15 protein-coding genes are annotated in these 14,555 nt (G+C 65.9%); 5 read left to right on the top strand and 10 right to left on the bottom strand.

Annotation, left to right across the window (positions count from 1 at the left end):
- Positions 1–27 precede the first annotated feature (27 nt).
- Positions 28–729: an SDR family NAD(P)-dependent oxidoreductase gene (locus tag L8F96_RS09955; RefSeq protein WP_046411362.1), complete on the top strand. Its 702-nt coding sequence runs from the start codon at positions 28–30 to the stop codon at positions 727–729.
- A gap of 16 nt (positions 730–745) precedes the next feature.
- On the top strand, positions 746–1,690 hold the full coding sequence (locus tag L8F96_RS09950) for a 50S ribosomal protein L11 methyltransferase (RefSeq protein WP_046411953.1): 945 nt from the start codon (positions 746–748) through the stop codon (positions 1,688–1,690).
- Positions 1,691–1,723: 33 nt separating this feature from the next.
- Here the strand turns inward: L8F96_RS09950 and L8F96_RS09945 are convergent, their stop codons facing one another.
- Positions 1,724–3,238 carry an acetyl-CoA hydrolase/transferase family protein gene (locus L8F96_RS09945; RefSeq protein WP_334655900.1) on the bottom strand — a complete coding sequence of 505 codons (1,515 nt, stop codon included), beginning with the start codon at positions 3,236–3,238 and terminating at the stop codon, positions 1,724–1,726.
- Between the two features lie 109 nt (positions 3,239–3,347).
- On the opposite strand from L8F96_RS09945, the gene L8F96_RS09940 reads away from it, so the two are divergent.
- Positions 3,348–4,223: a LysR family transcriptional regulator gene (locus L8F96_RS09940; RefSeq protein ID WP_145119646.1), complete on the top strand. Its 876-nt coding sequence runs from the start codon at positions 3,348–3,350 to the stop codon at positions 4,221–4,223.
- Here the strand turns inward: L8F96_RS09940 and phhA are convergent.
- The 4 genes from phhA to L8F96_RS09920 all read right to left on the bottom strand — a co-directional run bounded on the left by phhA (position 4,193) and on the right by L8F96_RS09920 (position 6,812).
- Positions 4,193–5,065: a phenylalanine 4-monooxygenase gene (gene phhA, locus L8F96_RS09935; protein ID WP_046411358.1), complete on the bottom strand. Its 873-nt coding sequence runs from the start codon at positions 5,063–5,065 to the stop codon at positions 4,193–4,195. The genes L8F96_RS09940 and phhA overlap by 31 nt on opposite strands.
- Positions 5,066–5,197: 132 nt before the next feature.
- On the bottom strand, positions 5,198–6,253 hold the full coding sequence (locus tag L8F96_RS09930; RefSeq protein WP_046411357.1) for a ribonucleotide-diphosphate reductase subunit beta: 1,056 nt from the start codon (positions 6,251–6,253) through the stop codon (positions 5,198–5,200).
- Positions 6,254–6,318: 65 nt separating this feature from the next.
- On the bottom strand, positions 6,319–6,519 hold the full coding sequence (locus L8F96_RS09925; RefSeq protein WP_046411355.1) for a hypothetical protein: 201 nt from the start codon (positions 6,517–6,519) through the stop codon (positions 6,319–6,321).
- The gene (locus L8F96_RS09920) at positions 6,516–6,812 is read right to left on the bottom strand and encodes a hypothetical protein (protein WP_334655899.1); all 297 of its coding nucleotides are present in this window, start codon (positions 6,810–6,812) and stop codon (positions 6,516–6,518) included. The genes L8F96_RS09925 and L8F96_RS09920 overlap by 4 nt, the downstream gene beginning before the upstream one ends.
- Positions 6,813–6,883: 71 nt before the next feature.
- On the opposite strand from L8F96_RS09920, the gene L8F96_RS09915 reads away from it, so the two are divergent.
- The gene (locus tag L8F96_RS09915; RefSeq protein ID WP_046411353.1) at positions 6,884–7,135 is read left to right on the top strand and encodes a DUF2171 domain-containing protein; all 252 of its coding nucleotides are present in this window, start codon (positions 6,884–6,886) and stop codon (positions 7,133–7,135) included.
- A gap of 1,599 nt (positions 7,136–8,734) precedes the next feature.
- On the opposite strand, the gene L8F96_RS09910 is transcribed toward L8F96_RS09915, so the two are convergent.
- From L8F96_RS09910 to L8F96_RS09900, 3 genes are read right to left on the bottom strand one after another with little or no spacing between them, the layout of a single operon-like run.
- Entirely contained in the window at positions 8,735–11,014 is a 2,280-nt protein-coding gene (locus L8F96_RS09910; RefSeq protein WP_334655898.1) for a xanthine dehydrogenase family protein molybdopterin-binding subunit, read from the bottom strand.
- 12 nt (positions 11,015–11,026) lie between these two features.
- The gene (locus L8F96_RS09905; protein ID WP_046411349.1) at positions 11,027–12,043 is read right to left on the bottom strand and encodes an FAD binding domain-containing protein; all 1,017 of its coding nucleotides are present in this window, start codon (positions 12,041–12,043) and stop codon (positions 11,027–11,029) included.
- Entirely contained in the window at positions 12,040–12,573 is a 534-nt protein-coding gene (locus L8F96_RS09900) for a (2Fe-2S)-binding protein (protein ID WP_334655897.1), read from the bottom strand. Before L8F96_RS09900 ends, L8F96_RS09905 begins: the two co-directional genes overlap by 4 nt.
- 172 nt (positions 12,574–12,745) lie before the next feature.
- On the opposite strand from L8F96_RS09900, the gene L8F96_RS09895 reads away from it, so the two are divergent.
- The gene (locus L8F96_RS09895; protein WP_334655896.1) at positions 12,746–12,958 is read left to right on the top strand and encodes a hypervirulence associated TUDOR domain-containing protein; all 213 of its coding nucleotides are present in this window, start codon (positions 12,746–12,748) and stop codon (positions 12,956–12,958) included.
- 36 nt (positions 12,959–12,994) lie between these two features.
- Here L8F96_RS09895 and L8F96_RS09890 read toward each other — a convergent pair whose 3' ends face one another.
- Complete coding sequence (locus L8F96_RS09890; protein WP_334655895.1) at positions 12,995–14,302, bottom strand: YihY/virulence factor BrkB family protein; 1,308 nt, start codon at positions 14,300–14,302, stop codon at positions 12,995–12,997.
- Between the two features lie 18 nt (positions 14,303–14,320).
- Positions 14,321–14,539, bottom strand: coding sequence for a hypothetical protein (locus L8F96_RS09885; RefSeq protein ID WP_296220720.1), 219 nt, complete (start codon positions 14,537–14,539; stop codon positions 14,321–14,323).
- Positions 14,540–14,555: the final 16 nt, after the last annotated feature.

Here is a 14,555-nt window from a genome sequence, read left to right as displayed (position 1 = left end):
CTGCTTGCCAGCTTCTATGGACGCGGCATGACCAATGTTCTTCTTACGGGTGCTTCGCGCGGCATCGGGGCTGCTGCCCGCAGCGCATTGTCCGGCAGCGCGACGGTTCTGGGGCAGGCGACGCGCGACGCGGACGGCCTGATTGCCGCCGATCTGGACACGCCGGGTGCTGCCGCAGCCTTGTGGGCGGAAACGATCGAGCGTCTGGGGCATGTCGATGTGCTCATCAACAATGCTGGCGTGTTCGAGGCCAATCCACTCGACAGCGCGGATGACGAATGGCTTGCCGGGTGGGAGCGCACGATGCGCATCAACCTGACCGGCGCGGCGCAATTGTGCCGCCTCGCGGTGCGTCACTGGCACGAGCGCGGTGTCGGCGGGCGGATCGTCAATGTCGCCAGTCGCGCCGCCTATCGCGGCGACAGCCCGGCGCACTGGCATTACGCCGCGTCAAAGGCCGGCATGGTGGCGATGACGAAGACGATCGCGCGCGCCTATGCAAAGGACGGCATCCTGGCGTTCGCCATCTGCCCCGGCTTTACCATGACGGGCATGGCGGATGATTATCTCGCCAGCCGCGGGGGCGACAAATTGCTGGCGGACATTCCGCTCGGCCGGGTCGCCATGCCTGATGAAGTGGGCGAGATGATCCGCTGGCTCGCGCTTGATGCGCCCGAGTCGATGACGGGCGCGGTTCTGGACGTGAACGGGGCCAGCTATGTCCGCTGAGGAGGCAAATGCGTCCATGAGCGGCGCGGTCGACAGCTGGCGCGTGTCGCTGCCATGCACGCGCGCGGAAGCCGAGGCGATCGACGCGGCGGATGACCTCGTGATCGACGCCGTCCTGATGACCACCGAGGAGGTGGAGGACGATCGCGAGCGGTGGCGGCTGGACGCTTATATGGAGCGCGAGCCGGACGCGGCGGCGCTGGCGGCGATTTGCGCGCTCGTGCCCAGCGCGTCGGGCACGGCGCCAACCGTCACTGCCCTCGCCGAACAGGATTGGGTGGCGCTGTCGCAGGAGGGGCTGGAGCCGATCCGCGAAGGACGGTTCGTCGTCCATACCAGCGCGCATCCCACGGCGGCGCCGGAGGGAGGATGCGCGCTGCTGATCGACGCTGGCCGTGCCTTCGGCACGGGGCACCATGCGACGACCAGCGGCTGCCTCGCGATGCTCGACGGGCTGGCGGAGAGGAGCTTCGCACGGATCATCGACGTGGGCACGGGTACCGGCGTGCTGGCCTTTGCCGCTGCTTTCCTGTGGCCGGACGCGACGATCGTCGCGACGGACATCGATCCGGCGGCGGTCGAGGTGACGCGTGCCAACGCCGCCGCGAACGGGATCGCGGATCTGGAACTGCTGGTAGCAGACGGCGCGCTGCACGACGCGATCACGGAACGCGGGCCGTATGACCTCGTGATCGCTAATATCCTGGCCGGGCCGCTGGTTTCGATGGCGCCGGAACTTGCGGCTATTGCGGCACCGGGAGCAGCCATCGTCCTCGCCGGGTTGCTGGAAACTCAGCGCGGGCAGGTCATCGAGGCCTTTGCCGCGTGCGGTTGTACGCTGGAGGCGGTCGACCGGCGGGGGGACTGGACGATCCTGCGGCTGGCCGCTGGCGCCACGCGCTTCGTCCCCGCAACGCCGCCCGATCCCAAGGGGCGGGACGGCTGGGCGCTGGACCTCTGACCGTCCTCGGTCTTGCGTGAAGATGCGGACGGGTCAGCCCGTCCGCATCGTTCCGTGCTCCATGAACCGCTGGTGCCATGACAGCGCCTCGCCCGGCAGCGAGGGGGCATGGCGGCCGTAGGCGCCGCGTAGCGCGCGCTCATAATAATCGCGCAGGCCGTCGCGATAATCGGGATGGGCGCAGCGTTCGATCACCAGCGCCGCGCGCTGCTTGGGCGGCAGGCCGCGCAGGTCGGCCAGGCCCTGCTCGGTCACGAGTACCGCGACATCCTGCATGATGTGATCGACGTGCGAGACCTGCGGTACGATAGCGGAGATCGCGCCGCCCTTCGCCGTCGAGGGCGTCATGAAGATCGAGATGAAGGCATTGCGCGCAAAGTCGCCGGAGCCGCCAATGCCGTTCTGGATGCGCGATCCCATCACACAGGTGGAATTGACGTTGCCGTAGATGTCCGCCTCGATCAGCCCGTTCATCGCCAGGCAGCCGAGACGACGGATCAGTTCGGGGTGATTGCTGATCTCCTGCGGACGCAGGATCATCTTGCTGCGATACCGCACCATCTCATCGTTGATCCGCTTCGCCGCGTCCGGGCTGAGCGAGAAGGCGGTGGCGGATGCCATGCGCAGGCGACCCGCGTCCATCAGGTCCAGCATGCCGTCCTGGATCACTTCGGTGTAGGCGGTCAGATCGTGGAACGGACCGTCCACCAGGCCGGTCAGGACAGCATTGGCAATGTTGCCGACGCCGGACTGGATCGGCAGCAAGGATGACGGCAGGCGTCCCTTGGTCACTTCATGCGCGAGGAACTCCAGCAGATGCTCCGCGATCGCCTTTGCCGAGGCGTCGGGCGGCGCGAAGGGGAGGTTGCGGTCGGGTGCGTCGGTCTCCACCACGGCCACGACCTTGTCCGGGTCGCAGCGCAGGTAAGGGTCGCCGATGCGGTGGTCCGGGCGCAGCAGCGGGATCGGCACGCGGTTGGGCGGCAGCGCGGTGCCGTAATAGATGTCGTGCATCCCCTCCAGCGCCGGGTTCTGCCAGCGGTTGACCTCAAGGATCACCGACTTGGCGCGATCGAGCCACGTCTTGTTGTTGCCGACCGAGGACGAAGGGACGACGCTGCCGTCGGCGCGGATCGCCGTCACCTCGACGACCGCCACGTCGAGTTGACCCAGAAACCCCTGCCAGGCCATCGGCGCCACCTGGCTCAGGTGCATGTCGAGATAGTCCATCTCGCCGCGATTGATGCGTTCACGCGCGATCGGATCCGAATTGTACGGCAGGCGAAGCTCGATCCCGTCGGCCTCTGCCAGCGCGCCATCCAGTTCGGGCCCAGTGGACGCGCCGGTCCACACCTTCACCCGCATCGGTCGCCCGGCGGCGTGTTCGGCAGAGATCCGCTTGGCGAGCGCGGTCGGCACTGCTTTTGGATAGCCGGAGCCGGTGAAGCCGCTCATGCCGACGGTGTCGCCCGCCTGTATGAACATCGCAGCGTCCTCCGCGGACATCACGCGGCTGCGCAAGGTGGGGTTGGCAATACGATCGATCACGTCTGGCTCCTCTCCGACCCCTCACGCGGGCCGTGCTGCCCTCATCATCTTAACGTTTGCGATAAACAATAGGTGCTTTCCGTGCAGGGCTTGAACTATATTCGTTCAAATGTCGGACCTGGTACGCACACTTCGCCTATTCCTGAACCTGCGTGACCAGGGCAGCTTTTCCGTCGTGGCCCGACAACAACGATTGAGCCACACGACGGTGGCACGCGCGATCGACGAACTGGAGGAGCGATTCGGCGTGCGGTTGTTTCACCGTTCGACCCGGCGGCTGCGCCTGACGCATGACGGCGAGCGGCTGGCCGAGCATGCGTTGCGGATCCTTGAGGATGTGGCCGCGGCGGAAGCGGATCTTGCCGGTGTCGTCGCGGCACAGGGTTTGGTACGTCTTGGTGTGACGACCGCGCTTGGCCTGCATTATGCGAGCAAGCTTGTCCGGCTGCGTGAAGCTCATCCGGGGCTGACGATCGAATTGATGGTGGCTGACTGGCGGGAGATGGCGGGCAATGAAGCGCTCGATCTGTGGCTGCGCGTCGGCGATGAGCCGGGCGGGAAGCGGCTGGGAGACGTGCCGCGCATGCTGGTTGCGGCGCCATCGTATCTTGCACCGCGCGGCGCTCCAGAGGCGGCCGGCGATCTCGCCGCGCACGATTGCCTCACCTATGGCTATGCGGCGCGGCCGGGCGGGTGGCCGATCGACGGCGCGATAGTTCGGCCGCGCGCCTGGCTGCGCGCGAACAGCAGCGAAGCGGTGCATCGGGCGGCGCTAAGCGGCCTCGGTATCGCGTTGCTGCCACACCTGCAGGTGGCTGAGGACCTTGAGGCAGGGCGGTTGGTGCCCGTGTTGCCGCAAGCAGTCATTCCGGCGATCCCGATCACGCTCATGACGGCGGCGCCGGCCGATCGCCTGCCGATCCGGGTGAAGGTGGTCGCCGATTTCCTGGCTGACTATTTTCCGGATGCGCGCGAGCGGGCGTAATCCTGTGTGCCGCGGGTGATCACCTCGTCGTCGCTGATGATCTGCGCGACGGGAATGTCCGGCTGTTCGCGCAGGCTGTCGTAGAGCGGTGCGAAATCGGTCTCGACGGTGACGCGCAGCAGTTCGTCGAAGCTGGGGATGACGAAGTAATTCTGCTGGAAGTCGTCGATGCGATAGTCGGTGCGCATGACGCGTGCGAGATCGAAGCGCAGCCGATGCGGCGACGGATCATCGAGCGCGAAGCGACTTTCGGCATAGCTGGAGACAATGCCCGAGCCGTAGATCCGCAGCCCGTCCGGTTCCGCGATCAGGCCGAATTCGACCGTGTACCAGTACAGGCGCCCGAGATATTTCAGCGCGTCGTGCTGCATCGCCCGCTGACCGCCGCGACCATAGGCCGCGAGATAATCCGCGAATACCGGGTCCGCGAGCATCGGGACGTGGCCGAACACGTCGTGGAACACATCCGGTTCCTGCAAATAATCCAGCTGATCCGGGCGGCGGATGAAATTGCCGGCGACGAAGCGGCGGTTGGCCATGTGATCGAAGAAAATCTCGTCGGGAACCAGGCCGGGCACGGCCACGACCTGCCAGCCGGTGAGCTTCATCAGCCGTTCGGACAGTTCCTCAAAATCGGGGATGCCGGGCTTCGACAGTTTCAGGACATCCAGCCCGCGCAGCCATGCGTCCGAGGCGCGGCCGGGCAGCAGCTTCGACTGGCGCGCGAAGAGCGTGTCCCAGGTGGCATGTTCCTCCGGCGTGTAGTGCGACCAGTTCTGCGGGACGGTCCAGTCCGAAGCAGCGCCCGGCGGCGGGGAGAGCACGGTGGAATGATCAGCCATTGGATCGACATAGCACAGGCCAGTCAGCCTGCAAGATGGTTACATATGTAACCACCGCCCGGTTCGGTGGCAGTGGCACCGTTTCGGTGCCTCTGCCACCGTTTCCCTGCGCATCGCTGCCAGGCGGCGGTGTTACTCCGCCGCGACCCCGGCGCGGGAGAACATGTCGCCCTCCAGCGCCAGATCCTCGTTCGCCGCCGGCACGGACTTCGCTTTCTGCCGCTTGTCGAACGAATCCCAGACGTCGCTCCACTGGCCCTTGGTCGCTGCCTTGGAATATTCGGTCGCGCGGGTTTCGAAGAAGTTCGCATGCTCGACGCCGTTCAGCAGTGGGGTGAGCCAGGGGATAGGGTGTTCGTCGATCATGTAGATCGGCTTCAGCCCGAGCTGTCCCAGCCGCCAGTCGGCGATGTAGCGAATGTACTTCTTGATATCCTTGGCGGTCATGCCGTTCACCGGGCCCATCTCGAACGCGAGATCGATGAACGCATCCTCCAGCCGGATCGTCGTCTGGCACTGATCGGCGATATCGTCCTTCACCGCCTTGGTCAGGCAGTTGCGCTCCTTCACGAAGGCGTGGAACAGCTTGATGATGCCTTCGCAGTGGAGGCTTTCATCGCGCACCGACCAGCTGACGATCTGCCCCATGCCCTTCATCTTGTTGAAGCGCGGGAAGTTCATCAGCATCGCGAAGCTGGCGAAGAGCTGCACGCCCTCGGTGAAGCCGCCGAACATCGCCAGCGTGCGCGCAATATCCTCGTCATTGTCGACGCCGAACTGCTGCAGATAGTCGTGCTTGTCCTTCAGCTCGGCATATTCGAGGAAGGCGCCATATTCGCTTTCCGGCATGCCGATCGTGTCGAGCAGGTGGCTGTACGCCGCGATATGCACCGTCTCCATGTTGCTGAACGCGGTCAGCATCATCTTGACCTCGGTCGGCTTGAACACGCGGCCGTACTTTTCGTGGTAGCAATCCTGCACCTCGACGTCCGCCTGGGTGAAGAAGCGGAAGATCTGGGTCAGCAGGTTGCGTTCGTGATCGGTCAGCTTCTGCGCCCAGTCACGACAATCCTCCCCCAGCGGCACTTCCTCAGGCAGCCAGTGGAGCTGCTGCTGACGCTTCCAGTACTCGAACGCCCAGGGGTATTCGAATGGCTTGTACTGCTTGGAGGCTTGGAGGAGGGGCATGGGTTACTCCGACCGGAAATTGTGAAAGTTCATAAAGATTGCGCGTGTGAGGGATAGATGGGGGGTCATGCCTCCATGCTCCACTGCCACATGGCGGTGGCGCTCATCGCGAGGACGGCGGCGCCAGCGAGGGCCATGATGCCGACCATGCGGAAGGCATAGACCTGACCGGCGGTGCGCGGACGGGCGAGGGCGACCAGCAGCGCCGTGCCGACGATCGCGAGCGCCAGCGCGACCGCATACATGACGGGGACCTGCCAGTTCATCGCCGCACCCGGCGGGTGACATGGACGGTGCGGGTGCTGCGCGCGCCGACGCCGAGGAACACGATGCCGACGAAATAGCCGAAATCATACCAGCCGCCATTGTTGGGCACGGCATAGATGGCGACGTCCGGCATGAACAGGCTGAGCACCCAGGCGGCCGGGAAGATGAAGCCTTGCCACAGGCCGAGCAGGAAGCCGGGCGTATCGGGCGTGTGCGCCACCGCGGACGGCGCCTGCGTGGCGCAGCCCGCCAGGAACAGGGCAAGCGCGACAAGGGACCAGCGCGCGATCATGCCGCCACCCGCGCGATGCATCCAAAGCGGCGATGTGTCGTTGTGTTGCCGACCCCAAGAGGAGATCCACGATGCACGATCACAGCAACATCAAGGAGCATATGAAGGTCATCGGCGCGGACGGCGTTCACGTCGGTACGGTGGATCACGTCGACGGCGAGCGGATCAAGCTGACCAAGCAGGACAGCCCGGCAACGCAGGACGGGACCGGCGCCAAGCACCACTATCTGCCGGCGGGCCTGGTGGCGGCGATCGAAGGCGACACGGTTCGCCTGTCGGCGACCGCGCAGAACGCCGTGGACATGTTCGAAGAAGCGGAATGACGCTGTTCCCGCGCCACGGCGCGGGGCGAACCGGGCGCTGCCCCCGCGAGGCGTAGCGCCAGACGGCCGAGCGACGGCATGAAAAGGGGCGGTTCCGGGAGGCCGGAGGCGCCCCTTTTGATCGCTTGTTGTACGATCATGATGACCCGTGAAGGGCCGCGCTGCGACGCGTTGCAAAGCTGCCCTCCGGCCCATGATCTGATCCATCCGCCGCACGCCTCTTGCCGAACGGTACCGCGACTCTCATGATCCGTGAGCGAGCCCCGGATCGGACGGACTTGATACCGTTCTTCGCCCCGCAGTGCCACGGCTAAAATGCAATATCTGGTAATTGGCGCATCCTTGCAGCCCCACATCTAGACACCGCCGCGCCGGGCGCCGCGTCGCGCCAAGCCGCCTGCCGATTCGCGATGTTCGCATAATGTTCCATGGGCACTTCCTTGGGTCAAGCCGGCGCGCGTGCGCCTGCGTTGATCCCATCAGCGATGCCACGGCGTACGGGCCCTCGACGGCGGCTATCAAGGAACCGCTAGCATTAGCTTCGATTGCCATGATCGCATCTACACGTTCAGCTTCGAGAGCAAGAAGGCTGAGACCGTGCGGAAGCTGGTGATAGCGCTCGGAGGTGTCGCATGAGCGGGATGACCCTCAACGATTGTTGATTGGAAGCCATTGACGCGAGCAAGGAACACAACCGCGTCGCCTTCCCCGAAAGCTGTCCCAACAAGTCGATCAACAAGGGTAGTAAGACCACATACGCCGACTGATGTGACAAGCATGGCCTTCGCGTGGAAAGAGGGTCCGAAGAAGTGATTTCGTATCTGCGCCGCCGCTTATCGACAGTCTCCTTGTCGACTTCAGCGTGCGCCCTGTAGGGTATGCACCATGCCGGCAGCACGCCGCGCTTAAAACGGCGCGTATCTGGCGGCCAAAACGGCGGCTACAATAAGGGCAGGTAATCGGTAGGTTATCAGAGCCGTGAGGCCCATCCAGGGATGCCCCGACGAGGTGAATAGCTTCACCGTCTCTGTTTCACGCGATCGGGTGAACCGGTGTATGAGGTCGGGATAGTGGCGCATCGTGAAAATATACAGGAAAACACCATCCCCGACCAAACAATGTCAGCGGCCACTTCCAGCCGCCACCCACAACGAAGCCCCGAAAAGCCGTCATCCGGCCACGGGGCTTTCCTTTGCTGCGCCTGCCGCGCCTTCACATAGATCTAAGTCAGCGACGGTAGATCATCCCTGTCCGACAATTTGTGCTGCGCCCATGCGATAATCCTGATGGCGGACCAGAAGAGCGATGCCCGCGGCGGTCGTTTCGCGACGCGCGAGAACCATGGGGCGCTCGGCGGCGGCTACCAAAGGGTTGCTACCGTCATGATCGGCCAGAGGGTGGGGCTAAGCCGCGGCGACTGCCGCGCATAGCGGGAGTGCGAGCATATCCCCCGGCAGCGCCTGCGGCATGAGGCGAACACGCGCGACTGCTGCCCGGGGCGCTGCGGTCCAGCCGAGGATCTTTCACGGTGATGGGCGGGATGTGGTCGCACCAGCGCAGGAGCGGGCCCGACGGATGGGTCAGGCCCGCTTGCGGTTGTCAGTCGGCGTCAGCGGCGAGCAATTTGTCGATCGTGATCGGGAGCGAGCGGATGCGCTTGCCGGTGGCGTGATAGATGGCGTTGGCGATTGCCGCGGCGGTGCCGACGATGCCGATTTCGCCAAGCCCCTTCACGCCGAGCGGCGTCACCTCGGGATCGGGTTCGTCGACGAAGATCACGTCAATGTCATGGACGTCGGCATGGGCGGGCACGTGATATTCGGCGAGATTGTGGTTCATCCACCGGCCGAACTGGCGGTCGGCGAAGGTTTCCTCATGCAGCGCCATGCCGATCGCCATGACGACGCCGCCCAGGATCTGGCTGCGCGCGGTCTTGGGATTGATGATGCGCCCGGCCGCGACGGCGTTGACGACGCGGGTGACGCGGACCTGGTTGAGTTCCTCGTCCACGCGCACCTCACAGAAGATCGCGCTGTGCGTGTTGCGTGACTTGCGCGCCATGGAGATCATGTCGCCGACGCCCGGAGTCGCGGTTTCCTCGACCTCGATCGAGGGGAGCCCAGCGGCGCGCATGATCTCCGTAAAGGGCATGGCGGCGCTGCCGTCGCGCAGGCGAAGCTCGCCGTCGGCGCAGATCACGTCATCGAAGGAGGCGTTGGCGAAGGGGCTGTCCTTCAGCTTGTGCGCCGCCTTGAACAATTGCTTTGCCACGGCCTCGCACGCCAGCTGGACGGCGGCACCGGTCGAGGCCGCGGCCCACGAGCCGCCCTGGACGGGGGCGGTCGGCAGGTCGCTGTCGCCCAGCCGGGCGGTGATCCGCTCGGGCGGCAGGCCCAGCGTGTCGGCGGCGACCTGCGCCATGACGGTATAGGTGCCGGTGCCAATGTCCGACGTGGCGCTTGCGACCTCGAGATCGCCGTTGGCGCTCAGTTTTGCCGAGGCGGCGGTCTTGGAGAATTGCGCGTCCCACATGCCGGTCGCGACGCCCCAGCCGATCAGTTCGCGGCCGTCGCGCATCGAGCGGGGCTCTGGCGACCGGCGTTCCCAGCCGAACCGTGCCGCGCCCTCGCGATAGGCCTCGCGCAGCGCCTTCGACGTGAAGGGCGTGCGATTCATATTGTCGATGTCGGAATAGTTGAGGAGGCGGAATTCGAGCGGATCGACCTTCGCGCGATAGGCCATTTCGTCCACCGCGATCTCGAACAGGGTCATGCCGGTCGCCGCGCCCGGCGCGCGCATGTCGGCGGAGGTGTAGGTGTCGCGCGGGGCGATGGTATATTCGCCGTGGATGTTGGGGCTGGCGTAGTTCATCATGCCCCAGGTCACGATATCCTCCATGTTGCTTTCAAAGCGCGAGGTGGAGGTGGTGGCGTCGCCGAGCACGGCGCTGAGCTTGCCATCGGTATCTGTGCCGAGCCGGATCGAATAGGTGCATTCGGGGCGATGCGCGTGGGTGAACATCTGCGCGCGCGTCATGACCACGCGAACCGATCGTTCGAGGTGGATCGCGGCCATGGTGGCGAGCTGCACCTGCCATTGCGGGCGGAGGCCGGAGCCGAAGCCGCCGCCGACATAAGCGTTGACGACGCGGACGTTCTTCTTGCCGAGGCCGAAGGCGCTGGCGAGATAGGCCTGGACGCCCTGCGACCCTTGCGTCTTGTCATAGACGGTGATCGTGCCGTCACCGTGCCATTCGACCGTCGAGGCGTGCATCTCCATCGGATTGTGATGCTCGGTCGCGAGATGATAGGTCGCGGCGTGCTTCAGCGGGGCGGCATCATAGGCGGCCTGCGCGTCGCCATGGTTCTTGGGCGGGTGGAAGGAATTGCGCCGGCGCAGCGGGAGCGGGAGGAATTTCTCCGCAAGCGAGGCCTCGAAATCCACGTTGTGCGCCCGTTCCTCATAGGAGACGTCGACGAGGCTGGCGGCATATCGCGCCGCCTCGAAGCTTTCCGCGACGACCACGGCGATCGGCTGGCCGGCGAAGAGGATTTCGGCATCGTGCAGCGCCTTGAACGGGTCGCCCGGAATGGCGAGTTCATCCTTCCAGTTGCGGTCGAGCCATGCCTGTCTGGGGCGGTTATTGTGGGTGATGATGTCGACCACGCCGGGGACGGCGCGTGCCGCCTCCTCGTCGATCGCGGTGATCCGCCCCTTGGCGATGCGCGACGAGACGGCAACGCCGTAGAGCAGGCCGGGGACGTGATATTCGGCGGCATATTTGGCCGTGCCGGTCACCTTGGCGAGGCCGTCGACGCGCGACAGGGCGGTGCCGATGCCGACCGGGGCGGCGGGAGCGGGGGATGCGTTGCTGGTCATCGTATCGGCTCCTCAGGCGATGCGCTTGTCGATCTGCGACTGCGGCGTGCCGGCCGCGGCCTGGGCGAGCGCGCGCATGATCGCACGGCGGGCGAGATCGATCTTGAAGTCATTGTCGCCCTGGCCGCGGGCGCCGGCGAGCAATGCGCGGGCGGCGGTGTCGAACGCCTTTTCGCCCGGCGGCTCATTGCGGATCGCCTCTTCCGCCTCGCGCCGGCGCCAGGGCTTGTGCGCGACGCCGCCGAGCGCGATGCGCACGTCGCCGATGCGGCCATTGTCCTCCAGCCGCATCGCCACCGCGACCGAAACGAGCGCAAAGGCGTAGGACAGGCGATCGCGCAGCTTGAGGTAGGTGTAATTGTGCGTGAAGCGCTCGGCCGGAAGGTCGATCGCAGTCACCAGTTCGCCGGGGCGTAGCGTGTTGTCGCGCCACGGCTCGTCGTCGGGCAGGCGGTGGTAGTCGGCGAAGGGGATGGTGCGGCTGCCGTCGGGGCCGGTCACCTGTACCTGCGCCTCCAGCGCGGCGAGCGCGACGCACATGTCGGAGGGGTGGGTGGCGATGCACTGCGGGCTGGCGCCGAGGATCGCGTGGATCCGGTTCACCCCGCCAATCGCGCCGCAGCCCTCGCCGGGGTTGCGCTTGTTGCAGGGCGTGTCGACGTCGTAGAAATAATAGCAGCGGGTGCGCTGGTTGAGGTTGCCGCCGTTGGTGGCGGCGTTGCGCAACTGCGGCGAGGCGCCGGCGAGGATCGCGGAGGACAGCAGGGGATAATGCTGCCGCACGCGCAGGTCGTAGGCGGTGTCGGCATTGGTGACGAGCGCGCCGAGGCGCAGGCCGCCGTCCTCCCGTTCCTCGATCTGATCCAGCGGCAGGCGATTGATGTCGATGACGTGGAGCGGCCGGGCGACATTCTCCTTCATCAGATCGACGAGGTTGGTGCCGCCGGCGAGGAACGCGGCGTGCTGGTCCCCCGCGGCGCGCACCGCCTCCGCGACCGCCGTGGGCCGGGCATAGTCGAAGCGGATCATGCCTGCTTCTCCTGCCCGAGCACGTCGAGCACCGCGTCGGCGATGTTGGTGTAGGCGCCGCAGCGGCAGATGTTGCCGCTCATCAACTCGCGCACATCGTCGCGGCTGCGCGCCTGCCCTTCGTTGATGAGGCCCTGCGCCGAACAGATCTGGCCTGGCGTGCAATAGCCGCACTGAAAGGCGTCCCGCTCGATAAAGGCGGCCTGCAGCGGGTGGAGGCGGTCGGCGCTGCCCATACCCTCGATCGTGGTGATCTCGCTGCCGTCGAGGGTGACGGCGAGCTTGAGGCAGGAATTGATCCGTTTGCCGTCGACCAGCATGGTGCAGGCGCCGCACTGGCCGTGGTCGCAGCCCTTCTTGGAGCCGGTCAGGGCGAGCGTTTCGCGCATTAGATCGAGCAGCGTCGTCCAGGGTTCGACCGCCAGATCATGCGGCGTGCCGTTGATCGTCAGGTGGATCGGGACGGTGCCGATCGGCCGGGCGGCGACCTTTCGGGCGATGGTGCGGTCCAATGTCGCGGTTTGATCCATGGTCGACGCACTCCTCGATCGGGCAAAAGGGGGCGGGCGCCCCGGTCGCAGGGGAAAACCTTTGGTCAGGCATTCGGTTCACGGCTGTCGAAAACGGCGCAGCGCCCGCACGCATGCGGGAGACGGATGCCCGGCGGCGCGTTTGCCGCTCACCACTGCCAAGGAGCGGCGCATGACCGACAAGACCTTCACGTCCGGCGATCACGTGAAATGGGACACGCCGCAGGGCGAGACGCACGGCAAGGTCGTGCGCAAGGAGACATCGACCGGCAAAGCCGGTGGACATGTCGCCAAGGCGACCAAAAAGGACCCGCAATATCGCGTGAAGAGCGACAAGTCGGGCAAGGAGGCGATCCACAAGCCCGAGGAATTGCGCAAGGGATGAGCCCGCGGGGCGCCCGGTGGGCTCAGCCCGGCGGGGTCAGCGTCGTGCGCTGCGCCGCGCGGCCGGCTTTGCCTTGGGCCGCGTGATCCACCGCAACCCGCCGGAGGTGGCGAGGAGCGTGACGCCCAGTGCCGCCTTGTCACGCCGCCCGATCAGCGCGAGGCCGCAGGTGGCAAGCGCGGTGGGGAGAAGGCCGGCCTTTCCAACCCGCGCGATGCGCAGGGCACGGTTGGTGCCCTCCGCGGTGAGCAGGCTCTGGCGCATGCCCGCCGCGGGTGGGGCGGCGCGGGCCGGCGTCGCTGCGGCGGGAGGGGGCGCGGGCTGCTGGTGGGCGGCGAGCCCGGGGGCGGATTGCGCCTCCGGCCCCTCGGCAACGGTATCGGCGGCGAACGCGCCGCGGCTGCCGAGCGGCTGTTCTGGACCAGTGGTGGTGTCGCGCGCCGTCTGGCGTTCAAGCTCGCAATTGAACTCCGCGCCGAGCAGCAGGACATAGGCCGACAGATACAGCCAGGTGAGCGTCACCACCGCGGCGCCGAGCGAGCCATAGGTTGCGTCATAGCTGCCGAAATTGGCGACATAGATGCCAAAGCCAAAGGTCATCAGCACCCAGCACAAAGCGGCGAGGACCGAACCTGGTGTGAGCCAGATCCACCGCGCGTGGCTGCGGTTGGGCGCGAACCGATACAGGCTGGCGGCGGCTGCCGAGCCGACCACCGCCATCAGCAAATAGGGTATCAGCCGCGCGAGGAAGGCGAGGGGGCCGGGAAGCTCGGGAAACAGTGTTTCGACAGCCGCCATGGCGGTAATCGAGAAGATGGCGAGCACCGCGACCAGCACGGCGCAGGCAGTGATGCCGAGCGCCACGAGGTTGAGGTGGATGAAGCCGCGCGTCTCCTCCTCATCATAAGCGACGTTGAGCGCGGTGATGATCGCGGTCGCGCCCTTCATGGCGCCATAGAGCGCGATCGCCAGCGCGATGAGGAGGCCAAAGCCCTTTTTCCCGTCCGACGTGCTGACGATATTGGCAAGCTGCTCGCCGATCAGCCGGGCAGCCTCCGCCGGCATGACCGAGGTGAGCGAGCGGACATTGGCGAGCACAGTGTCGGGGGTCGCGATCAGACCGTAACTGAGCACCACCGCGCCCAGCATCGGCACCATGGCGAGGATGGCGCAGAAGGCGACGCCCGACGCGATCAGGCTGATATTGTCCTGCCCGGATTCCTTCCAGCTGCGCAGCGCAACGTCTTTCCAGCCGCCCGCGGGGATCGCCCAGGGGCGCGTTGCTGCATGTCCGTGATCCTGTCCGGTCGGCTGCCGGTGCCCATCCCCATCGATCGTCGTCATCAATCCCGTCCCTGTGTGTCAGACGAACCGGTTGGACAGGCGAGCGTTCCACAGGCGCGGGGAATTGCCGAGGCGGCATGAGCCATGGCGATCCGGCAGACGGCGTTGATTTTGCAATGCAGCATGACGATAATCGGGCGGCAGACGCACGGTGAAGTGCCCGACGCCTGGCGAAGCCCGGCCAACATCCCCATCGGAGAACAGCATGCAGCCGCCGTCACGGGCCCGCGTGTCCATTGCCATTTGCCATTGC

The sequence above is a fragment of the Sphingomonas panaciterrae genome (assembly GCF_036890205.1).
Classification (GTDB): domain Bacteria; phylum Pseudomonadota; class Alphaproteobacteria; order Sphingomonadales; family Sphingomonadaceae; genus Sphingomonas; species Sphingomonas panaciterrae.
The sequence above is the reverse complement of the archived record's forward strand: the minus strand, read 5'-3'. Positions and strand labels throughout refer to the sequence as shown.